Genomic DNA, 19528 nt, shown 5'->3' with positions numbered 1-19528 from the left:
TTTTAGTTTTTTTGAGTAGAATTTAAGATAAAAAATGGAGTTTTTAAATTATGTTTTTTCCATATATAGAGCTTAATTTTTTTGCTTTTGTTTTTATTTGTTTTGTCTTTTTTCTGATGTGGAGCAAAAGCCAAAAAATATTTAAAAATGAAAAATTTCTTAATGATTATAAAAGTTGCGAAAAAGAGCTTATCGCCTTTAAAGAAGCTCATGAAAATTTCATAAAAACAAAGCAAGGTAAAAGTGTGCTTATGAGTGCTTTTGCTTTGGAATTTGCTATCAAAAATAATGCTTTTGGCGATGATTATACGAAAGAATTTAAGCAAATTTTGCAAAATTATCCAAACGAAAAAGAATTCAATATAGAAATAAATCATCATCTATCCTAAAAGACTTAAAAAGTCATCTTGTAATTTTTTAATATCGATTTTTTGATTTTCGTTAGTATTTTGCTTAGTATGTTTTAAATGAGAGCATAATAAAAAGTCTTCATTAGTCGATTTTACACCCATAAAAGAAGCTAACATATTAAGTAAAATACTCATTTGCATTTCGTTTCTATCACTTGCTAAAGGCTCGGTGCTTAAGAAATACATCCACTCGTTAAACTCACTTTGTGTTATACTTTGTTCTAACTCGCCTATGGTTTTTCCTAATGCAAGGGCAAGGCGATAAATTAATCGCCCTTGCTCTCTTGCTTTGGGACTTCATTTGTAAATTTTAAAATTTCGTCTGCGACTTTTGCGATAATGTTTAAACCCTCTTGATTGAGATTATCAAAGGTTTTTTCATCGATTTTTGGAGCTACTAAACACTTTAAGATGATTTCTTTTCTAAAATTTGAATTCTTCTTAATAAAATCGATGCTGATTTTATCATCTTTATTTTCTTGTATTTCTATGCCATTTTTTTCCATAATCTCTAATTGTTCGAGCATAGAAAGTTGGCGAATTGTGAATTTTTCATCAATACCTTCGATTAAAATTTCTTTTTCTCTTAAAGAATGTTGTTTTAAAAAGTCATTGAATTTCATTTTTTACCTCCTTTTCTTAAAGCATCGCTAAATTTTCCATTTAAAAAAGTTTGCATTGTGGCTTCACTTGCTATGCCTGAGCTTTGATCTATGGTGTATTTTTTGCGAATATCTTCATTTGCAGGATAAAGAAGTGTTAAGGCGTTTGGATAAAAATATAATGTTTTTCCTTTTAATTCCTCATAAGTCTGCCCTTGTTCTGGTTCGGTTTTGCTTTCATGAATAATATTTTCATCATTTTCTTTTTCCCAAACTTTATCAGCTTCTTTTGTGGTTATAAATTCATTGTTTTCGTTAAAAGTTTGTGTACTAGGATTTGGTACAACACCTCGCACCTCATCAAAAACATAAACCATTCTTTCATCGTTTAATTCTGGTTTTTCAAGTGTGCTTTCTTTTGGGTAAAAATAAATAATTTTACCTTTTTTATCACTCATCACATCGCCCACATTTAAAGCTTTTGTACTGTGTTCTATATTTTGACTTTCTTCAAATCTAAAAGGTGTGATGTCTTTAGCTTCGCCTATTTTTTCTGCTGTGATATTTGCACTGAATTTATTATTTGCTTCGCTTTGAAGCTCAAAGCCTGTTAATTTCATTTTGATTTTAAGCATGGTTTTTCTCTCATCATTAATCTCTACGATGATAAAAACTTCTTCATTTTCTTCAAAAGCTTTTTCTAAATAATTTACCCCCTCATAGCTTTCTAAATTACCATCTTTAACAAATTTATAAAGTAAATTCATATTTACAGTAGCTGAAGTTTTTTTGCCCACTGCGTTGATTTCTTCATAATCTCTATCGTTGATTGGGCTTAGTTTTTGACTTTCTCTAGTTCCACCTTTAAGACCTGAAATACTTGTTAAAAATCCTGCTTGAATAGCTTCTTTTCCTAAACTTTCCATAGCACGAGATAAAACTAAAACTCTAAGCCCTTGCACATCAGGGGCATCTGTAATTATTTTGTCTTTTGACATCTTTTCTCCTTATATAAGTAATGTAAGGAGATTTTATAAAAAGTTTAAGGCGTTAAAATGCGTATTAAGAGATATTTTTCATAAAACTATATTTTTGTATTTTATTTTCTAATTTTTTGTTATAATTTTCAAAAAAAGGAATTTTAATGCTTAGTCTAAATATAGAATTATCAAGCGAAAAAGAACAAGCTTTTTTAAACATAGCCAAAGAAAGAAATACAAGCAAAGAAGAAATTATTCAAGCTTTAATTATGGAATTTTTAGAAGACTTAGAAGATGCAAAAATAGGAGAAGTTGCTTATAAAGAATATTTAGCAAGCGGTAAAAAAAGCATTAGTGCTGATGAGCTTTTTAAAGAGCTTGGTTTATGATACAAATTGATTTTAGCCAAAAAGCAGTAAAGCAAATTAAAAAACTAGATAAAGAAGTTCAAAAACAAATCAAAAAATGGAAAGAAGAAATACAAAGCCTAGAAAGTCCAAATCAAAAAGGCAAAGCATTAAAAGGAAATTTAAAAGGCTTGTGGCGTTATAGGATAAATGATTATCGCTTAATCTGTTTAAATAATGATGAAAAATTAACTATTCTTTGTCTTGAAGTAGGACATAGAAAAGAAATTTATAAACGATAAGTGATAAAAATCTCACTCGTAAAAAATCCACTCTCTTCATCTTTATCTTCTCCATGTATTAAAATTTCAATAGGTTTTTTATAAAATTTTAAAATAAAACTTTCAATTTTGCTTTTTAACTCTCTTAAATCTTTGTATTTTGGAGTATAAAGGCTCAAATTAATTTCTAATTCTTTGCTTAAGATTTTATCATCTATACTTAAATTTAATTCTTCGCTTGTGATTTCATAAATTAAAAATGCTTTTTCTAGCTTTGTTTTTTGCCTTGAAAGTGGGTAAATTTCTATATTTAATTCCTTGCTTAGTCCCATTAAAAAATCGCTTAAAAATTCCTTCATTTAAAATCCTAATTTGTCTAACTCAGCATTTAGTTTTGTTGTAACCAAGCTTTGCATTTTTGGGTCTATTTTCTCTTTTGCTTTTTGCATGGTATAAGTGCCTTTTACAAAAGTGTTTTTTCCGCTTATATTTGGTTTTCCTTTTGCACTTTTTTTCACTCCGCCTTTATGAAAAAATCCATACTCTATAAAATGAGCATAATACGCACTCGCAAAATAATCCATTCTTTGTTTTCTCTCATTTTTCTTTGCTTGTGTCCATTTTTTAGCATTTTTTAATTTTTCAAATCTTTTTATACCTACTTTTTTCATTCTAAAAACAACCGAAGCAGCACGATAAACACCTTTTTCTAAAGTATAACTAGAAACTGCCTTAACACTTTGCTTTAAAAGTCCACTTTGTTTAGGAATATTCTTTTTATAATCATTTGTGATTTCTTTTGCTACTTCTAAAGCTCCTTTTTTAGCCGCATTTGGCAAAGCTTTTTTACTTATGCTTTGCAAATCTTTCATTAATTCGTTCAAGCCTTTTACTTCTATCATTGATTGCCTTTTTGTGTGTCTTTTTCATCTATTTTGGCGAGATTAAGCGGTATTAAATGATCGTTTCCATTATCAATTGGGTTCATTTCTTCCAAGGCTCTTACTTCGTTTATACTCATCACGCCATTACTTAAAGCTTTTACATAGCTTTCCCACCTTGAAGAACTATCAGCTCTTAAAATAGCGTTGATATTGAATTTAAAATAAAATTCTTTTCTTTCATTTTGGTTTAATAAAAAGCGATTTAGGGCTTGTTCGATTTTAGTTGTTAGAGGTGTTATGGTTTGCACCATATAATTTGTCTCTTGTTGTTCGATATTTGAAAAAGTCGCACGACTTAAATCTCCAAGTTTGTGCGGTGGGATATTAAAAAGTCTTGCGATTTCTATCACTTGAAATTGTTTGCTTTCTAAAAACTGGCTATTTTTATTCGCACTTGTAGTTTGTGCATAACTTGCTCCACCCTCTAAAATAGAAATATTATAAGCTTTTTTTTGGCTATAATTTTCTTTAAAGGATTGTTTTAATCTCGAATATGCCTCTTCGCTTAATTCATTTGGTACAGATATAACGCCACTTGTAAAACTTCCATTTTTAAAAAAGCTAAGTCCGTGCTGTTCTATAGCTGTTGCAAGTTCTGTGGTATTTTTGCTTTTTCTAAGCGGTGCGATACCTTTTACTCCATCTTTAGTATGATAAGGCACATTTAAAACCTCATCATAATTTAAAACAATACTGCCATTTTTTGAGTAAGCTTGATAAAAATACTTTCCATTCATTTTAAAGATATTAATGTCTTTATTTTCTATGAGTTCTATAGAATTAATCACCCCGTTTCTTTTTTTAACAGGATATAAAAAACCATTGCCATAAATTAACATTTGTACCATAAAAGCCTCAAAGAGTGTAAAAGGTGTCATTGTTTCATTTGGTGCGATTTTGATGAGTTCATATAAGGGGTGATTAGAGGCTAGTTTTGATCCATCAGTTGTTCTTTGATATAAATTTAATGGCAAAGATGCTATGGTCTCGCTAATATTTGAGATTGCGGCAATTACTGCTGAAAGTTCCTCAGCTTTTATTTTATCTTCTAATAAAATTTCTAAGCTATTAACAAATTCATTATTTCGTGCTTTTTTTGTAAATAATGATCTTATTTTATTGAACATGCAAAACCTTTATTTTTTACTTATTTTAAAAAAAGTTTGAGGCGTTAAAGTGCGTTTTATAAAAAAAATGATATAATTTCTCAGTGATCATAAGAATTGTAAAACTTTAAAAGTAGGTTTTAGACTTCTTCTGATAAGGAGAGTTGGCTCATTTACGAGTTACCCCGCCATGTGCGGGGATATTATTTTCTTTGTTATTTTTTCTCTAATTGTTTCTAAATCTTCTTTTTTGATTTTTCCATTATAATAACTTATTATTCTTTTAGTATCAAAGGTTCTTACTTGTGATAATAGAGCTACTTGCTTTCTGTTTTTACTATCTGTGAAGTGATGATAAAGAAAACCTGTTTTATTTTCTATTTTGCTTGTTAATGGAACGCCAACAAAAAGATTAACATAATCCTCAATGTATATTTTGTTTAAAACTAAAACCGGTCTTTTGAAGTCATTATGTTTTCCATAAACTTCACTGCCTATATTTTGTCCTATGCTAACCCAATAAATCTTACCTATGCTTATTATTTTATTTTCTTTTATTTGTAGTTTTTTCTTTTCATTATTCCATTTATCAAATTTATCATTACAATTTATCAAAAAAACTCCTTGAAAAATATAATTTTACTCATTTTTACTTCTAAATTTATTAAGCTATAAAAACCTTATACCTCTTTTTTCATAAACATTGATTTTTGGTTTTTCTATGCTGTTTTTAGTGGCGATTGCAGTGACTAAAGCCGAAATTGCATCTATCCTTTCACTTGATTTTTTCTTATCAGGCTTTATGTTTTCTCTTGCATCTTGATCAATAACTAAATTTGAATTACACCATCTAAAAATAGGATTGTTATTGTGATTTAAAGTTTGTTTTAAAACTCTGATTTGGTATTCTTTTAAAGGTTCGCTAATACTTGCAAAACCTTGTCTAATCTGAACGCACTCTATATTTTCATCGCTTAACTTTTTGGCTACTTCTAAACTATTCCATGGATCATAACCTATCATTTTGATATTTAATTTTTTATTTAGAGCTAAGATATCGTTAATTAAATAGTCATAATCAACACTATTACCTGGCGTTAGAGTTAAAAAGCCAAGTTTTGCCCATTCTAAATAAGGCACTTTATCTCTTTTACTTCTCTCTCTTGCACTAAGTTCTGGTGCATAAAATTTAAAATCCACATGTAAGATTTTATCCACTTCGCAAATTAAAGCTAAAGCAGTTAAATCAGTGGTAGCAGATAGATCAAGTCCAACATAAACATCGCCTTTTAAATCAAGTTCTTTAAAACTGCATTTTAAAAAATCATCATCTTTTATAAAAGAAGTAGCATTTGAAGTCCATATATTTAAATGTTTTGTTTTAAAACTCACCTCATCATTTGCGTTTGCTAAAGCTTTTTGATAATATTCTCTTAATTTTTCAAGCTTTACGCCATAACCCAAAGCAGGATTAACTTTGATCCAAGTTTTTTCATCGTTCCAATCATCATCAGCATCAGGCTCATAAATCTTTGCATAAGTTGATGGGTCGTTTATAATGCCATTTTTAACTTGTTTGCAATAATCATATTGCTTTTTCATCTCTCCAAAATGATTATATCCTGCTGTTGAAATGACTATACATAAAGAATTTACACGACTTGCCGTTCCTTCTTCTAAAACCTTATATAAATCCCCATTTTTGGCAGCGTGAAGCTCATCGTAAATAAAAACATAAGGTCTTAAGCCGTCTTTTGTCTCACTTGTAGCTGTTAGAACCTTTATAAAATCTTCAAATTTAGCGTTTTTCTTACGGATTTCTCTATAGGTTTTATATTGATAGCACATTTTATTTAATTCTTCTTCTTGGCTTACCATAGATGAAGCAGCATTAAAAACTAATTTTGCTTGTTCGGTTTCATTTGCGGCACAATATATTTTTTTACCCTTTTCTTTATCAATAAATAAAAAATAAAGCAAAATAGCTCCGATTAACTCTGTTTTACCATTTTTTCTTGGGATAAAAAGCAAAGCGTAAGAGTATCTTCTGGCGTTTTTTTCCTTAGAATAAGTGGCGATGATATCGATGATAAACTCGATTTGAAAATTTAAAAGCTGAAAGGGCTTACCGGCTAATTCGCCATCGGTGTGCTTTAAAAGAGAAATAAATAAAACCGCTTTTTTAGCTATTTTCTCATCAATATAAAAGGGCGAGTTTTCAAATTCTTTGTTTTTTTGCTTAGCATAAGTTAAAGCGTAATCTAGTATATCTTCTCTTGCTCTTAATTTATCCATAATTTAACTTTCCTCTTGTTCTAAAAGCACATCAAAGGCTGATTTTTCTTTTTTCTCTTTTAAATTTAGCCTTGCACGATTTGGAGAGCCTATGCCTAAAACTTTTGCTAAGCCTATAACATTTTTAGTCAAAGAATTAAAAGCTATAAGTTCAGGCGTTACAATAGGCGTTCCTTTATCTGTGCTTGTTGTAAAACCTTTTTTCTCCATTTCCTTGCTTGTGCATTCTAAAAAAATGAGATTTTTAACATAAGTTTTAATAATATCATTTTCTAAAGGATCATAAATGCCTAAATTTTCTAAATCTTTGATAGTTTTTTGTGTGAGTTCTTGCTCTATGGTTTCTAAATTTAAAGGCTTAAAATCATCTTGCGTTTGTATTTGTTCTGTTTTATTTGCCTTTGGCTTTTCTTTTATCGAATTTTCATCAATATACAAAATAACTTCGTTTTGTTTAGAATTGCAATGATTTTCATCTTGTCTTTTTTTAGCAAGTCTTAAAATTTCATCTTTTGGATAGGGTTTAGCTTTTCCTTTTAATACTTTTATACCATTTTTCTTTAAATATCTACTCAAATAAATTTTAGAATTAATGTTTAAAATTTGCAAAACCTCATCAATGTTTAAAAATTCTTTTTGCATTAAACACCTTTTTTTATTTGTATTTTAATGATATTTTAAGGCGTTAAAATGCGTGTTAGTTAATTTAAAGCAAAATTTGGCTTTTTTAGAACGCTTTTGATAAAAATAAAAATTTCAAATAAAGATTTTACCTTACTTTGCTTATGTTTTGGTTGGTTAATTAGTAGGTTAAGTATAATGCTATGTAAAAAACTGGCTCACATTTGTTTAGTATTATCCTTTTCGGTGTATGGGCTGAATTTCATAGAGATTACATACCCCATCCCTTAAGCTCATTTTTAGTCTTTTCATTATGACAAACTATGCATAAACTTTGCAAATTTTCTTCACTCAGTTTCTCGCCACCTTGTTTAATTGGCACAATATGATCTATAATTTTTGCAAACTTTCCACACTTCGCACAAAATGGATTTTTATTTATAAAAGCATTTCTTAATTTTCTCCAAGCTGTGCTGTTATAAAAATCTGAACTTGCTTTGTCTCTTTTAAAACAATCATATCTTTTGTTTGCTATTTTCTTAAAAGTTTTATCACATTCTTCACAAGTTCTTAAATGAGTTTGTATTTTCTTACCACACTTGCAAAGTTTATAAATTGTCATTTTTGTAAAATCCTATTTCAGTTTTTTTAGAAAGTTCAACTTTAAATTCATATTTAAAATCATCATAAGGCTTAATCACATAACAATCATATCCTATCTCTAGCAATTTTATAAACCAATCAGGAAGCAAAACAAAAAAATTATTTCCTACTTGTTTGATTTTAAAACCACTTTTAAGCTCATTTACATTTCTATAAAAATTATCATACAAACCTAAATTACTTGCAAAAAGCTTAACGGGAACTGCATTAACAATAATATCTTTTTTATTAAACATAAGAAGTCTTTAAGTAATTAACAAACGAAGCTTTAAGGAATGATATTTTTATTTAAAAATTATAATATATAAAAAATAATAAAACTATTAATCAAAGATTAAATTAGCAATTATGGAATACTTATTGCTCTTTACTAAGAAAGCAAAAAAACAAAAACCATTTTTTATATTTTTATACAAACACTATTATATTAAAAAGCACTGGCAAAGATTATCGTATTGTTTTTAATCGGATTTTAATAAAAGCACATATCATTTTTAATCGGATTTTAAGAAATATGTTTATAGGCATTTTAATCGGATTTTAATATTAAAAAATCATATTAGAAAACTGGGTTATTTAATGGGTTACTATAAAATATAAAATATCTATTTTATAGGTATTTAGATACTTTTTTTAATATTCTGCTAAAAAGAATGTTCTTTATTAGAACCATAGCTTCCATTATTTAAATCACTCTTTATATAATCACTTGCATCTGCATATAAATTACCCTTTTCAGACATAGCAATGCTTTGAGATTTACTTGAAGAAGCTAAAGCAAAGCTTTGCATAGAATTACCCATAACATTATCTATAAAGGTTGATCTTCTTGAAGTAGTAGAGATTAAAGATCTAAAGGTTGCACCTGATATGGAAGCATTAAGATTAAAATCTGTAGTAAGCTTTCCTGTTATTGGATCAAAGCTTAAAGATATTTCTCCACCTCCATTGGTTCCTATATTGCCAATATTGCCTTGATTAACACCTGAGATGATATGATTGATATTGTCTAATTCATCAAGATCAACATTGCTTTGATCTACGGTGATGTTTTCTACTTTTACATTATCTTTACCACTTCCACCTATAACCACAGTGTTTAATTTACCTGTGTTTTTATCTGTAGAAACAAGCCAATCTTTGATTCCAACACTACCACTACCATTGTTAGTTACTGTATTACCATTTTCATCTTTACCTACTGAGCCTTGATTGGAGATTTCAACTTGTGCTGATCCTGAAACAGTGATGCCGTTATTTATGGTTGAGCCCTGTGAATTGGAAATACTAGTGCTTCCACTTCCTGAAGAACTAATACCGCCACTAATAGTTCCACCATTACTATTGCTAATCACCATATCAGCACTACCTGTACTTTCAATCTTACCACCGATATTACCTGAATTAGAAATTTCAAGTTTATTATCACTATTGTTAGTAATAGAACCACTTATACCTGTAGATGATGTAGAAGTGTTAGTGATAGAATCAAGTTTACTATTTTTATCTACAGTAATTGAACCAGAAATAGCTCCATTACCCTCATTGGTAATGGAATCAATACTACTACCACCACTTACTTGAACACTTCCTGAGATACTTCCATTACCTTGATTAACAAGACCACCTTCTACCTTAGCTCCACCTTCTATCTTGATATCACTACCTATAGAAGCATTACCTGTATTGATTATATTTCCTTCAAGTTTAGTGTTTTTCCCACTAACAGTAATACCACCTGTTATACTTCCTGAGCCAGAGTTAGCTATGGCTCGATTCGAAGTAGCTGTAACAGTTGCTCCATCTTTTATGGTTATAGAGCCTTCTATTTTTCCACTTCGATTCAATATACCAACACCTCTTCCACCTTCTACCCTAGAACCTTCGCCAGATAAAATCATTTCTCCACTTAAAGAGGCCGAGTTTATCAATCTTATACCATCGATCTTACCTTTTATAATGCCGCCATTTTTAAGTTCTATTTTTTGAGTTTGTGAGTTATTCTCTAATAAAATTCCATGTTCCTCACTATAAATTCCACTTACTGTGCCATTATTTGAACGTCCATCTATATATAAATCTCCTAGAGTTTGCGATCGACCCACTCCTATTGCCGTGTATTTTGCATAAACTTGACCTCCATCTTTTATAGTAAGTGTTCCAAATACTCCATAAGCTGAACCTATACCAACATTATTACTACTTATGGTTCCAGTATTGATTATATGCTCTATAAAACCACCATATTCTAATAATATACTAGAACCCCATTCTCCTTCAGCATGTATAATTCCTGTATTTTCAACAGTTTTTATATGCTGAGATGTTACCATTATAGCAGAATGTCCTCCTTTTATTGTGCCATTGTTAACAAGCTTTTCTATGGTAGCATTGCTACTTATCCATATACCATTATTCCATTGTCCACTACCAGGGGAATTAATAAAACCATTATTAGTAAAAGTATCTATTTTTGTATTTATAGCCACTCCCACTTCTGAGCCTTGTATAGTTCCGTTGTTATTAAAATTTTTTATGGTTCCTATGTTGCCTATATCTACACCCTTATTTGCACTAATAAAACCACTGTTATTAAAGGTTTGTATGTTGGTATTCTTTCCTTCAAAAAAACTCCTTTATTGTTGTCAATTATGGTTCCACTATTGTCAAATTTATCTATATTAAGAGTTCCTGAGTTGTTACCCCAAATTCCCATGTAAATTTGTCCATTAATTTGACCTGTATTTTCAAAGGTGTTGACAGCAATAGTTCCTGTAAAATTACCATTGTTTTCTATACCAATCTTACCATTAATAGTTCTATTATTAGTAAGATTTGCAAGAGTAAGAGTGTTGCTACCATTAGCATGGGCATAGATGATTTTACCTGTATTGCCTATGCTACCTAGAGTTCCACTTGATCCGATTGTTAAAGAATTTGATGTTCCATTTCCAGTAATAGTTACTTGTTGATTGTGTAAAGAATTTATAGTCGTATTGATCTTAGCTTGAGGGCTATAAACACTTGCTGATCTAGTTTTAACATTTTTATTAACTTCATCATAAGTTTTTATTTCAGAATTTAATTTAGCATTAGCACAACTTGCCAAAAAAGAAATAGTAGCTAAAGATAAAACTATCTTTTTAGAATTTAAACAGGGTTCTTTGCCCTCTCCTATAGGTATTTTAGTTAATGTGATATTTTTCATAAGATTTTCCTCCCTTTATAATTTGTTCTATATATTATATTTTTTAAAAATAATATAAAATACAAAATAAAACGACAGAATATTAAAATATTATTAAATACTTATTATTATAAAACTATATGGTTTGAATTTGTATTTTATTTAAAGTTAGATTAAGAGTAAATTTTTTAGACTTTTATTGTTTTGTGTGTTTAGATTATAATCACTTCATTTTCTAAGTTTGTGCCAAATTCTTCAAAGACTTTTTTTCTAGCCAATTCGATAAGAAAAAACGCATCTTCAAAACTTGCATTTTTTTTATTAATTAAAAAATTTGCGTGTTTATCGCTTAACATAGCATCTCCCTTGCTAAATCCTTTAAGTCCTACAGCTTCGATTAAACGTCCTGCAAAGTCGTTTTTCGGATTTTTAAAGATAGAGCCAAAGCTTGCTCCACTAGGTTGGTTGCTTCTTGCATTTTTTAAAGCTTCATCTTTAAGGGTATCAAAGCCAAAGTTTAGTTTAAATTCAGCCCAAAAAAAATGCGTATTTAAAGGACAAAAACGATAATCAAAATTTATATTTGCTCTTAGAATTTCGCCTTGAGAAGTAGCAATTTTGATTAAATTTTGACTGATACACTCTCCTTTAAGTCCTGCATTCATTTTCAAAAGCCCGCCAAGTGTACCAGGAATTTTGCTTAAATACTCAAAACCCTTAAGATTGTTTTCTTTGGCAAAGCGATACATTTTACTTGATTTTGTTTTGCAGCCTATGCGAAGATGTATAAAATCTTTATTCCGATCTAAAATTTGTATAAAATTAAAACCATCTCCTAAAATTCCTATATTTTTAGGTTTTGGACTAACTAAAAGGTTGTTTGCACCACCTATTAAAAAACCATCAAAATCACAAATTTGATCCAAAACTAAAACTTCAAATTCATTTCCTATACGCACAGAAGAGTATTTTTTAAAATCAATGATCATTTGATAAAAGTTGGAATTTGATTTAGTATATTCTCAGTAAAATCAATCATAGTTGTAGTCATCCAAGGCATTAAAAAGATTAAAATAACTACAACCAAGATGATTTTAGGAACAAAAGAAAGTGTCATTTCGTTAATCTGTGTAGTTGCTTGAAAAATACTGATCACAAGCCCTGCAATAAGTCCTGCTAAAAGCATAGGCAAGGAAAGTAAAAGTGTGATTTTAAAGGTTTGCACTCCAAGAGCAACTAAGGTACTTTCATCCATTTTTATCCTTTTTAAGAATTTCTAGCTTCTTCGTATTCGCTAGGGATAAGAAAATCATTTACATGTATGATTTTATCATAAAATTTATAATCATATCCTAGTTTAAAAAGCGTATCTACAGCTAAAAGTTGAGTTTGATTCATGCTAATAGAGTTTTTATTGGCATATAAATTAAGATAAGTATCAAGTTTTTCTTCATCAACACGGATAAGTTTTCTTTCCATAAGCATAGGGGCTAAAATTTTACGATTTGCATCGGCAATTTTTACAGCATTGGTTAAATCTCTTTCGATCTTAATCGCGTCGCTTAAAGGTAAAGAACGACGCAAAGCCATTCCACCTAAAGGCAAAGGCAAATTTTCTTTAGCAAATTCAAGCCATATATCCCAAAGTTCTGCTTCCACGTAAAGACTTTGATCAAAATTTAAAATGCTTTCATGGATCAAAACCCCCGCATCTACTTCGCCACTTAAAACCGCATTTTCAATGTCTAAAAAATTCTTATAAATAATTCTTGCTTCAGGATATTTCATGCGAAAAATCAAAGCATTGGTGGTATTTGCTCCACTCAAAGCGACTTTAAAATTTCTTTTTAAATGCGTGTCTTTTTTCTTGATGAGTTTTGGCCCATAACCTTCACCAAAACTCACTGCTGTGCGTAAAAGTGCATACTCAGAAGCGATTAAAGGATAAAGCCCAAAAGAAATAGCCGTAGCATCAAATTCATTTTTCAAGGCAAATTCATTTAAAGTTTGTATATCTAAAGCTGTATTTTCATAAGCAAAATCATTCCCTATCCACCCAAATTTAATTGCCATATACATAAAAATATCATCAGCATCAGGAGAATGTGCAATAGTAATTTTTTTCATCTATGCTTCCTTTAAATCTTTGCTTTAATTCTAGCAAAATAAATCATTATTTAATTTTATTTTGTTAGAATTCTAACTAAAAATTTAGAATTTTTAAGGAAAGTTATGGATGATAATAAAAGAAAATCTCTAGACGCTGCCCTAAAAAGTTTAGATAAAACCTTTGGAAAAGGCACTATTTTAAGACTAGGGGATAAAGAAGTCGAGCAAATCGATAGCATAGGCACAGGTTCAGTTGGGCTTGATCTTGCTTTAGGTATAGGCGGTGTTCCAAAAGGAAGAATTATAGAAATTTATGGACCTGAAAGTTCAGGTAAAACCACTCTAACTTTACATATTATCGCAGAATGCCAAAAAGCAGGTGGAGTTTGTGCTTTTATCGATGCAGAACATGCGCTTGATGTAAAATATGCTAAAAATTTGGGTGTAAATACAGATGATTTGTATGTTTCTCAGCCTGATTTTGGAGAACAAGCCTTAGAAATTGTAGAAACTATAGCAAGAAGTGGCGCAGTAGATCTTATCGTAGTAGATAGCGTTGCAGCACTTACTCCAAAAGCAGAAATTGAAGGCGATATGGGCGATCAACATGTAGGACTTCAAGCAAGACTTATGTCTCAAGCTCTAAGAAAACTTACAGGTATAGTTCATAAAATGAATACCACAGTAATTTTTATCAACCAAATTCGTATGAAAATCGGTGCTATGGGTTATGGTACTCCTGAAACCACAACAGGTGGAAATGCATTAAAATTTTATGCTTCTGTGCGTTTAGATGTTAGAAAAGTAGCAACCTTAAAACAAAACGAAGAACCTATAGGAAACCGCGTTAAAGTAAAAGTAGTTAAAAATAAAGTTGCTCCTCCATTCAGACAAGCTGAATTTGATGTGATGTTTGGAGAGGGTTTAAGCCGTGAAGGTGAATTGATCGATTATGGTGTAAAACTTGATATCGTAGATAAAAGTGGTGCGTGGTTTTCTTATAAAGATAAAAAACTTGGACAAGGTAGAGAAAATTCAAAAGCTTTCTTAAAAGAAAACCCTGAAATTGCAGATGAAATCACAAAAGCAATTCAAAATTCTATGGGAATAGAAGGTATGATCAGCGGTAGCGAAGATGACGAAGGAGAAGAATAATGTTAGTAATTGAAGATGTTAGAGCCTATGAAGTTCTTGATAGTAGAGGAAATCCAACCGTAAAAGCCGAAGTTACGCTAAGCGATGGAAGTGTAGGTGCGGCCATAGTTCCAAGTGGTGCAAGTACAGGTTCAAAAGAAGCCTTAGAATTGCGTGATAATGATGAAAGATTTGGCGGAAAAGGCGTTTTAAAAGCTGTTGCAAATGTCAATGAGACCATTGCAGATGAAATTTTAGGACTAGATGCTTTTAATCAAACTCAACTTGATGATACTTTGCGTGAGCTCGATGGAACAAATAATTACTCAAATTTAGGTGCAAATGCGACTTTAGGCGTATCTATGGCAACAGCTCGTGCGGCTGCAGCTGCTTTGGGAATGCCTTTATATCGCTACTTAGGTGGTGCAAATGCGAGCATTTTACCCGTGCCAATGTGTAATATCATAAATGGCGGTGCTCATGCAAACAACAATGTAGATTTTCAAGAATTTATGATCATGCCTTTTGGTTTTACTAGCTTTAAAGAAGCTTTGCGTTCAGTTTGTGAAATTTATGCGATATTAAAAAAAGAACTCGCAAATTCTGGACATTCTACGGCTTTAGGTGATGAAGGCGGTTTTGCTCCAAATTTAGCTAACAACACAGAACCTATCGATCTTTTAATGACTTGTATCAAAAAAGCAGGTTATGAAAATCGTGTAAAAATTGCTCTTGATGTGGCAAGTACAGAATTTTTCAAAGATGGTAAATACCACATGGAAGGCAAGGCTTTTTCAAGCGAGGCTTTGATCGAACGCTATGTAGAACTTTGTGCAAAATATCCAATTTGCAGTATCGAAGATGGCTTAGCTGAAAATGACTTTGAAGGCTGGATCAAGCTGACTGAAAAATTAGGCAATAAAATTCAGCTTGTAGGCGATGATTTGTTTGTGACCAATGAAGATATTTTAAGAGAAGGTATCATCAAAAAAATGGCAAATGCTGTACTTATCAAACCAAATCAAATCGGAACTATTACCCAAACTATGAGAACTGTGCGTTTAGCGCAAAGAAATAACTATAAATGTGTGATGAGTCATAGAAGCGGCGAAAGTGAAGATGCTTTTATAGCGGATTTTGCTGTGGCTTTAAATACAGGACAAATTAAAACAGGAGCCCTAGCAAGAGGCGAAAGAACCGCAAAATACAATCGCTTACTTGAAATTGAATTTGAAAGCGATGAATATTTAGGAGAAAAGCTCTGAGCGATTTACTTAAAGAATACGACGAAAGCACAAGAAAAAAAAGTTTTTATACCCATGTTATAAAAATGATTTTTTGGGCTTTTCTTGTTGTAATTGGAGCGATTTATTTTGGCAATATGTTTTTTGGGCAGTATTCTTTAGATACTTTATTAAGCTTAGAAAATACCAAAGAAGAGCTTAATAAAAAGATTATTTTGCTCAAAGAACAAAATGCTAAAGCACAAAAAGATTATTTTGAATTAAAAGGATTATACCCAAATGAAAACTAGAATTTTGGCAATATTTTTTATTTTTACCTCTCTTTTATATGCTGATGAAAATCCTTTCAAGACAGATCAAAATATAACCTTGGTTGCTCCACCTGAATTTCAAAAAGAGGAAGTTAAATTTAATTCTAGTGCAAGAATTTTAAAAAGCATCACTTTTAATTATATCAATTTAGACGGAAGTGAAGATAAGATCGATTTAGATGTCAATAAAAGTATTGATTGGCACGATACTTATACTATATCAAGATTTAAAAGCCCTGATCCTTCAAAAGTACTTGATGTTTCAGTTACTATACCTGAAAAAAATAGCTCTAAACAAGAATCAAACTCAACAGCCAATGTTGAAATACCTTTACAGGTTGCAAAGATTTATGATTTTATTTCTTATGCGGTTTATAAAAATAAAATAAAACTTAACACTAGTGATGAAATGATTACAGATTTTTCAGTAGGAAATCCAAGTAAAATCGTTATAGATTTTAGATCTAAAATGATTAGCCCTACAAAAAACATACGCCTTAGCAATTCTATTTTTAAACGCATAGACTTTGGATCTCATAAAGGATATTATCGACTTGTAATATATCTTGATGGAACTTATAATTATAATATTCAAAAAGATGCAACTGGATATATGATTAATCTGCTTTGATGAGGTTTGTTTTTTTAATATGTTGTGCTTGTTTAGTTTTTGCTAATGAAATTTTACTTCTTAGCAAATTCGATAAGCAAGATTTTAACTCTAAAGATTTTAATGCTTATTTGATGAGCGAAAAACTTGATGGAGTGCGTGGAATTTGGGATGGGAAATATCTAAAAACTCGCCAAAACTACAAAATAAAAACTCCTGACTTTTTTACAAAAAATTTCCCTCCTTTTGCTATTGATGGTGAGCTTTGGATAGCAAGAAATAAATTTGATGAAATTTCAGCTTTAATTCGTAGTGGCGATAGCAATTTGACCTTATGGAAGGAAGTAACTTATAATATTTTTGATGTACCAAATGCTTGCGAAGAATTTCAAATTTCTACTTGCACTCTTAAAAATCGTTTGGCTGTTTTAGAAGAGTATTTGCAAAAATATCCTAGTGCCTATATAAAAATTATTTCTCAAATTCCAGTTGAAAATCAAAATAATTTAAATCAATTTTACGAAAGCATTATAAAAAATCAAGGTGAAGGTATTGTTATACGCAAAAATTTAAGTCCTTATGAAAAAGGCAGAAGTAAAAATGCCACGAAATTAAAACCCTATGATGATGCAGAATGTGAGTTGGTAGGATTTCGCAAGGGCAAGGGTAAATTTGAAAATCAAGTAGGTGCCTTACTTTGTAAAATGCCTAATGGACAAATCATTAAAATAGGCAGTGGTTTAAAAGATGAAGATAGAAAAAATCCTCCAAAAATTGGTAGTATTGTGACTTATAAATTTAATGGATTGACCAAAAATTCCTTACCTCGCTTTCCGGTGTTTTTAAGAATAAGAGATGAAAATCCTTGACTTTAAAATTATTTTGTGATAAAATATTTCCTTTTATTTATTCGGGGTGTAGCGCAGTCTGGTTAGCGCACTTGGTTTGGGACCAAGGGGCCGAAGGTTCGAATCCTTTCACCCCGACCATTTTTTATAAATTTATACAAAATGGTGAGTGTAGCTCAGTCGGTTAGAGCATCAGATTGTGGTCCTGAGGGTCGTGGGTTCAATTCCCATCACTCACCCCACTAGCGCTCGTAGCTCAACTGGATAGAGCGACAGACTTCGGATCTGTAGGTTATGGGTTCGATTCCTATCGGGCGCACCACCAAGATTTTATATGCGTTCATAGCTCAGCTGGATAGAGCAACGGCCTTCTAAGCCGTAGGTCAGAGGTTCGAATCCTCTTGGGCGTACCACTTTGCGGATGTGGTGAAATTGGCAGACACGCCAGACTTAGGATCTGGTGCAGCAATGCGTGAAGGTTCAAGTCCTTTCATCCGCACCACTTACTTTTATCATTTTCAAATAAGAGTTGACTTCTCATAAATTTTTATTTCATTTTAAAATTTCTTATGATTGTTAGATAAAATGCAAATTTAATTTAGATAAATTTAAAAATTATCTTGCAAAAGATTTGAAAAATAATTCAAATATACAAAATTCAATTCAAGGAGATAAAATGAAAAAATTAGGTTTAGTTTTAGCAGTTTTAGTTGCTTTAAATGTGTCAGCATTTGCAGATTTGATAGTTATCAATAAAAAAGATTTAGTTCCAGTTTCAGCAAGCGAAATGCAAAACAAATATTTCCAAGAGAGTATAAAATCAACTTTAACTGAGCCACTTTTTAAAAAGGCAACTTTTTATGAAGCAGATATTGTTGCAAAAGTTGATCCAAGAACTTATAATTCAACTCAAGCTATAATACAAAAAGAATATTCAGATAAAAGCAATTATGTTTATTATAAACAAGTTCTTATATTAACTAGTGATGGTAAAAGAGCTAGATTATCTACTCTTTCTTGCGAAATTGCAAGTTTTGATAAGAAGGGGTATTTATGTGGAGGCACAGCTGATCATAATTATTCTATTAAGTAAATATTGCAAATAAAAATCCGCCTTGAGTTTTCACTCTTGGCGGAAATCCACCATTAGAACATACTATGAAAAAACATAGTAAGTATAAAATATATCTAAATTTTAAGCTTTTTAAGTTAAAAATTTCTAGTTTTTTAAATCGTTTTATCTTTTATATCTTTGCTGCAAAGACAAAATCAACACTCATTAAAAGTCTTTTCTTGATTAAATTTTTGTAAATTCATTTTTAGTGTTAAAAATGTGATGATATTAACTTTATAAAAGTATTATTATATATTTTTTACTTAGGATAGCAATTATGAAAAAAACAATTTTAACCATTCTTTTTTTACTCACTCTTACGCAGGCTAAGGAAATACAAATTTATGAAAGTCCTACTTGTGGCTGTTGTGATCTTTGGGCTGATTATATGAAAGCTAAGGGTTATGAGGTTAGTGTTCATAAAACCAATGATTTTCTTAAAATCAAAGAAAAAATGGGTATAAAAGATGAGTATCAAAGTTGCCATACAGGTGTGATTGAAGGCTATGCTATTGAAGGGCATGTTCCTGAAAGTGCTATAGCATGGTTGCTTGAAAACAAACCTAAAGATGTTATAGGAATTTCAGCTCCTGGCATGCCGCAAGGAAGTCCAGGAATGGAACAAGGTTATAGTGAAAAATATCCTGTAATTTTGATGAAAAAAGATGGAAGCTATGAGCTTTATGGATATTTTATAGGGGATAAAAAGCTTTAAAGTAAAT

24 protein-coding genes, 5 tRNA genes and 1 pseudogene are annotated in these 19528 nt (G+C 30.6%); 15 read left to right on the top strand and 15 right to left on the bottom strand.

What is annotated here, in order from left to right:
- The first annotated feature begins 50 nt into the window (after positions 1-50).
- Entirely contained in the window at positions 51-389 is a 339-nt protein-coding gene (locus FBF02_RS08280) for a hypothetical protein (protein WP_002788283.1), read from the top strand.
- Here the strand turns inward: FBF02_RS08280 and FBF02_RS08275 are convergent.
- The 3 genes from FBF02_RS08275 to FBF02_RS08265 form a co-directional block, all read right to left on the bottom strand.
- Positions 381-596 carry a hypothetical protein gene (locus FBF02_RS08275; protein ID WP_002788282.1) on the bottom strand — a complete coding sequence of 72 codons (216 nt, stop codon included), beginning with the start codon at positions 594-596 and terminating at the stop codon, positions 381-383. The two genes, FBF02_RS08280 and FBF02_RS08275, sit on opposite strands and share 9 nt — an antisense overlap.
- Positions 597-676: 80 nt before the next feature.
- Positions 677-1033, bottom strand: coding sequence for a hypothetical protein (locus FBF02_RS08270; protein ID WP_002788281.1), 357 nt, complete (start codon positions 1031-1033; stop codon positions 677-679).
- Entirely contained in the window at positions 1030-2010 is a 981-nt protein-coding gene (locus FBF02_RS08265) for a hypothetical protein (protein ID WP_002788279.1), read from the bottom strand. Before FBF02_RS08265 ends, FBF02_RS08270 begins: the two co-directional genes overlap by 4 nt.
- Before the next feature lie 146 nt (positions 2011-2156).
- On the opposite strand from FBF02_RS08265, the gene FBF02_RS08260 reads away from it, so the two are divergent.
- Both FBF02_RS08260 and FBF02_RS08255 read left to right on the top strand, forming a co-directional pair.
- Positions 2157-2381 carry a DUF6290 family protein gene (locus FBF02_RS08260; protein ID WP_002869970.1) on the top strand — a complete coding sequence of 75 codons (225 nt, stop codon included), beginning with the start codon at positions 2157-2159 and terminating at the stop codon, positions 2379-2381.
- Positions 2378-2641 carry a type II toxin-antitoxin system RelE/ParE family toxin gene (locus tag FBF02_RS08255; RefSeq protein ID WP_002869971.1) on the top strand — a complete coding sequence of 88 codons (264 nt, stop codon included), beginning with the start codon at positions 2378-2380 and terminating at the stop codon, positions 2639-2641. Before FBF02_RS08260 ends, FBF02_RS08255 begins: the two co-directional genes overlap by 4 nt.
- On the opposite strand, the gene FBF02_RS08250 is transcribed toward FBF02_RS08255, so the two are convergent.
- The 12 genes and pseudogenes from FBF02_RS08250 to FBF02_RS08190 form a co-directional block, all read right to left on the bottom strand.
- Positions 2629-2979 (bottom strand): hypothetical protein, encoded by a 351-nt coding sequence (locus FBF02_RS08250; RefSeq protein WP_002788276.1) that lies wholly within the window; start codon positions 2977-2979, stop codon positions 2629-2631. The two genes, FBF02_RS08255 and FBF02_RS08250, sit on opposite strands and share 13 nt — an antisense overlap.
- Positions 2980-3522, bottom strand: coding sequence for an HK97 gp10 family phage protein (locus tag FBF02_RS08245; protein ID WP_002800770.1), 543 nt, complete (start codon positions 3520-3522; stop codon positions 2980-2982). It lies immediately after the preceding gene.
- Positions 3519-4691: a phage portal protein gene (locus tag FBF02_RS08240; protein ID WP_002788272.1), complete on the bottom strand. Its 1173-nt coding sequence runs from the start codon at positions 4689-4691 to the stop codon at positions 3519-3521. The genes FBF02_RS08245 and FBF02_RS08240 overlap by 4 nt, the downstream gene beginning before the upstream one ends.
- Before the next feature lie 159 nt (positions 4692-4850).
- Positions 4851-5285 (bottom strand): type II toxin-antitoxin system PemK/MazF family toxin, encoded by a 435-nt coding sequence (locus tag FBF02_RS08235; protein ID WP_002913302.1) that lies wholly within the window; start codon positions 5283-5285, stop codon positions 4851-4853.
- A 54-nt stretch (positions 5286-5339) separates the two neighbouring features.
- Positions 5340-6965, bottom strand: a complete 1626-nt coding sequence (locus tag FBF02_RS08230; RefSeq protein ID WP_002913304.1) for a terminase TerL endonuclease subunit — start codon at positions 6963-6965, stop codon at positions 5340-5342.
- A gap of 3 nt (positions 6966-6968) precedes the next feature.
- On the bottom strand, positions 6969-7607 hold the full coding sequence (locus FBF02_RS08225; protein WP_002913306.1) for a P27 family phage terminase small subunit: 639 nt from the start codon (positions 7605-7607) through the stop codon (positions 6969-6971).
- A 250-nt stretch (positions 7608-7857) separates the two neighbouring features.
- Complete coding sequence (locus FBF02_RS08220; RefSeq protein ID WP_002869973.1) at positions 7858-8208, bottom strand: HNH endonuclease signature motif containing protein; 351 nt, start codon at positions 8206-8208, stop codon at positions 7858-7860.
- The gene (locus FBF02_RS08215; RefSeq protein ID WP_002788257.1) at positions 8195-8485 is read right to left on the bottom strand and encodes a hypothetical protein; all 291 of its coding nucleotides are present in this window, start codon (positions 8483-8485) and stop codon (positions 8195-8197) included. Before FBF02_RS08215 ends, FBF02_RS08220 begins: the two co-directional genes overlap by 14 nt.
- A 414-nt stretch (positions 8486-8899) precedes the next feature.
- Positions 8900-11457, bottom strand: a pseudogene (locus FBF02_RS08210) (hypothetical protein); the annotation flags it as partial.
- Positions 11458-11648: 191 nt separating this feature from the next.
- Positions 11649-12425, bottom strand: coding sequence for a UDP-N-acetylmuramate dehydrogenase (locus FBF02_RS08200; protein WP_002858257.1), 777 nt, complete (start codon positions 12423-12425; stop codon positions 11649-11651).
- On the bottom strand, positions 12422-12691 hold the full coding sequence (gene fliQ / locus FBF02_RS08195; RefSeq protein WP_002851290.1) for a flagellar biosynthesis protein FliQ: 270 nt from the start codon (positions 12689-12691) through the stop codon (positions 12422-12424). The genes FBF02_RS08200 and fliQ overlap by 4 nt, the downstream gene beginning before the upstream one ends.
- An 11-nt stretch (positions 12692-12702) precedes the next feature.
- A complete protein-coding gene (locus FBF02_RS08190; protein WP_002857964.1) occupies positions 12703-13563 on the bottom strand; it encodes a menaquinone biosynthesis family protein in 861 nt (286 codons plus the stop codon).
- A gap of 105 nt (positions 13564-13668) precedes the next feature.
- Here FBF02_RS08190 and recA point away from each other — a divergent pair, with 105 nt between their 5' ends.
- The 12 genes from recA to FBF02_RS08130 all read left to right on the top strand — a co-directional run bounded on the left by recA (position 13669) and on the right by FBF02_RS08130 (position 19521).
- Positions 13669-14700: a recombinase RecA gene (gene recA, locus FBF02_RS08185; protein ID WP_002851424.1), complete on the top strand. Its 1032-nt coding sequence runs from the start codon at positions 13669-13671 to the stop codon at positions 14698-14700.
- Positions 14700-15944 carry a phosphopyruvate hydratase gene (eno, locus tag FBF02_RS08180; RefSeq protein WP_002851519.1) on the top strand — a complete coding sequence of 415 codons (1245 nt, stop codon included), beginning with the start codon at positions 14700-14702 and terminating at the stop codon, positions 15942-15944. The genes recA and eno overlap by 1 nt, the downstream gene beginning before the upstream one ends.
- 65 nt (positions 15945-16009) lie before the next feature.
- Entirely contained in the window at positions 16010-16213 is a 204-nt protein-coding gene (locus FBF02_RS08175) for a hypothetical protein (protein ID WP_002839177.1), read from the top strand.
- Positions 16203-16865: a glycoprotein CgpA gene (gene cgpA, locus FBF02_RS08170; protein WP_002851387.1), complete on the top strand. Its 663-nt coding sequence runs from the start codon at positions 16203-16205 to the stop codon at positions 16863-16865. The genes FBF02_RS08175 and cgpA overlap by 11 nt, the downstream gene beginning before the upstream one ends.
- Positions 16865-17713: a DNA ligase gene (locus tag FBF02_RS08165; RefSeq protein ID WP_002851175.1), complete on the top strand. Its 849-nt coding sequence runs from the start codon at positions 16865-16867 to the stop codon at positions 17711-17713. Before cgpA ends, FBF02_RS08165 begins: the two co-directional genes overlap by 1 nt.
- Positions 17714-17755: 42 nt before the next feature.
- Positions 17756-17833: transfer RNA gene (locus tag FBF02_RS08160), tRNA-Pro, on the top strand.
- Between the two features lie 24 nt (positions 17834-17857).
- Positions 17858-17934, top strand: a tRNA-His gene (locus FBF02_RS08155).
- 3 nt (positions 17935-17937) lie between these two features.
- Positions 17938-18014: transfer RNA gene (locus FBF02_RS08150), tRNA-Arg, on the top strand.
- Between the two features lie 14 nt (positions 18015-18028).
- Positions 18029-18105 (top strand) — tRNA-Arg (locus FBF02_RS08145).
- 4 nt (positions 18106-18109) lie between these two features.
- Positions 18110-18194 (top strand) — tRNA-Leu (locus FBF02_RS08140).
- A 174-nt stretch (positions 18195-18368) separates the two neighbouring features.
- Positions 18369-18785: a hypothetical protein gene (locus tag FBF02_RS08135; RefSeq protein WP_002851144.1), complete on the top strand. Its 417-nt coding sequence runs from the start codon at positions 18369-18371 to the stop codon at positions 18783-18785.
- A gap of 298 nt (positions 18786-19083) precedes the next feature.
- Entirely contained in the window at positions 19084-19521 is a 438-nt protein-coding gene (locus tag FBF02_RS08130; RefSeq protein ID WP_002851451.1) for a DUF411 domain-containing protein, read from the top strand.
- The last annotated feature ends 7 nt before the right edge of the window (positions 19522-19528 follow it).

It is taken from the genome of Campylobacter sp. CFSAN093226 (assembly GCF_012897595.1).
Lineage (GTDB): Bacteria > Campylobacterota > Campylobacteria > Campylobacterales > Campylobacteraceae > Campylobacter_D > Campylobacter_D jejuni.
This window is presented reverse-complemented; position numbering and strand designations above follow the sequence as displayed.

What these genes read in the sequence shown, in the direction of transcription:
- FBF02_RS08280 (WP_002788283.1), top strand. Translation starts at nt 51, where the DNA reads ATGTTTTTTCCATATATAGAGCTTAATTTTTTTGCTTTTGTTTTTATT.
- FBF02_RS08275 (WP_002788282.1), bottom strand. Translation starts at nt 596, where the DNA reads ATGTATTTCTTAAGCACCGAGCCTTTAGCAAGTGATAGAAACGAAATG.
- FBF02_RS08270 (WP_002788281.1), bottom strand. Translation starts at nt 1,033, where the DNA reads ATGAAATTCAATGACTTTTTAAAACAACATTCTTTAAGAGAAAAAGAA.
- FBF02_RS08265 (WP_002788279.1), bottom strand. Translation starts at nt 2,010, where the DNA reads ATGTCAAAAGACAAAATAATTACAGATGCCCCTGATGTGCAAGGGCTT.
- FBF02_RS08260 (WP_002869970.1), top strand. Translation starts at nt 2,157, where the DNA reads ATGCTTAGTCTAAATATAGAATTATCAAGCGAAAAAGAACAAGCTTTT.
- FBF02_RS08255 (WP_002869971.1), top strand. Translation starts at nt 2,378, where the DNA reads ATGATACAAATTGATTTTAGCCAAAAAGCAGTAAAGCAAATTAAAAAA.
- FBF02_RS08250 (WP_002788276.1), bottom strand. Translation starts at nt 2,979, where the DNA reads ATGAAGGAATTTTTAAGCGATTTTTTAATGGGACTAAGCAAGGAATTA.
- FBF02_RS08245 (WP_002800770.1), bottom strand. Translation starts at nt 3,522, where the DNA reads ATGATAGAAGTAAAAGGCTTGAACGAATTAATGAAAGATTTGCAAAGC.
- FBF02_RS08240 (WP_002788272.1), bottom strand. Translation starts at nt 4,691, where the DNA reads ATGTTCAATAAAATAAGATCATTATTTACAAAAAAAGCACGAAATAAT.
- FBF02_RS08230 (WP_002913304.1), bottom strand. Translation starts at nt 6,965, where the DNA reads ATGGATAAATTAAGAGCAAGAGAAGATATACTAGATTACGCTTTAACT.
- FBF02_RS08225 (WP_002913306.1), bottom strand. Translation starts at nt 7,607, where the DNA reads ATGCAAAAAGAATTTTTAAACATTGATGAGGTTTTGCAAATTTTAAAC.
- FBF02_RS08220 (WP_002869973.1), bottom strand. Translation starts at nt 8,208, where the DNA reads ATGACAATTTATAAACTTTGCAAGTGTGGTAAGAAAATACAAACTCAT.
- FBF02_RS08215 (WP_002788257.1), bottom strand. Translation starts at nt 8,485, where the DNA reads ATGTTTAATAAAAAAGATATTATTGTTAATGCAGTTCCCGTTAAGCTT.
- FBF02_RS08200 (WP_002858257.1), bottom strand. Translation starts at nt 12,425, where the DNA reads ATGATCATTGATTTTAAAAAATACTCTTCTGTGCGTATAGGAAATGAA.
- fliQ (WP_002851290.1), bottom strand. Translation starts at nt 12,691, where the DNA reads ATGGATGAAAGTACCTTAGTTGCTCTTGGAGTGCAAACCTTTAAAATC.
- FBF02_RS08190 (WP_002857964.1), bottom strand. Translation starts at nt 13,563, where the DNA reads ATGAAAAAAATTACTATTGCACATTCTCCTGATGCTGATGATATTTTT.
- recA (WP_002851424.1), top strand. Translation starts at nt 13,669, where the DNA reads ATGGATGATAATAAAAGAAAATCTCTAGACGCTGCCCTAAAAAGTTTA.
- eno (WP_002851519.1), top strand. Translation starts at nt 14,700, where the DNA reads ATGTTAGTAATTGAAGATGTTAGAGCCTATGAAGTTCTTGATAGTAGA.
- FBF02_RS08175 (WP_002839177.1), top strand. Translation starts at nt 16,010, where the DNA reads ATGATTTTTTGGGCTTTTCTTGTTGTAATTGGAGCGATTTATTTTGGC.
- cgpA (WP_002851387.1), top strand. Translation starts at nt 16,203, where the DNA reads ATGAAAACTAGAATTTTGGCAATATTTTTTATTTTTACCTCTCTTTTA.
- FBF02_RS08165 (WP_002851175.1), top strand. Translation starts at nt 16,865, where the DNA reads ATGAGGTTTGTTTTTTTAATATGTTGTGCTTGTTTAGTTTTTGCTAAT.
- FBF02_RS08135 (WP_002851144.1), top strand. Translation starts at nt 18,369, where the DNA reads ATGAAAAAATTAGGTTTAGTTTTAGCAGTTTTAGTTGCTTTAAATGTG.
- FBF02_RS08130 (WP_002851451.1), top strand. Translation starts at nt 19,084, where the DNA reads ATGAAAAAAACAATTTTAACCATTCTTTTTTTACTCACTCTTACGCAG.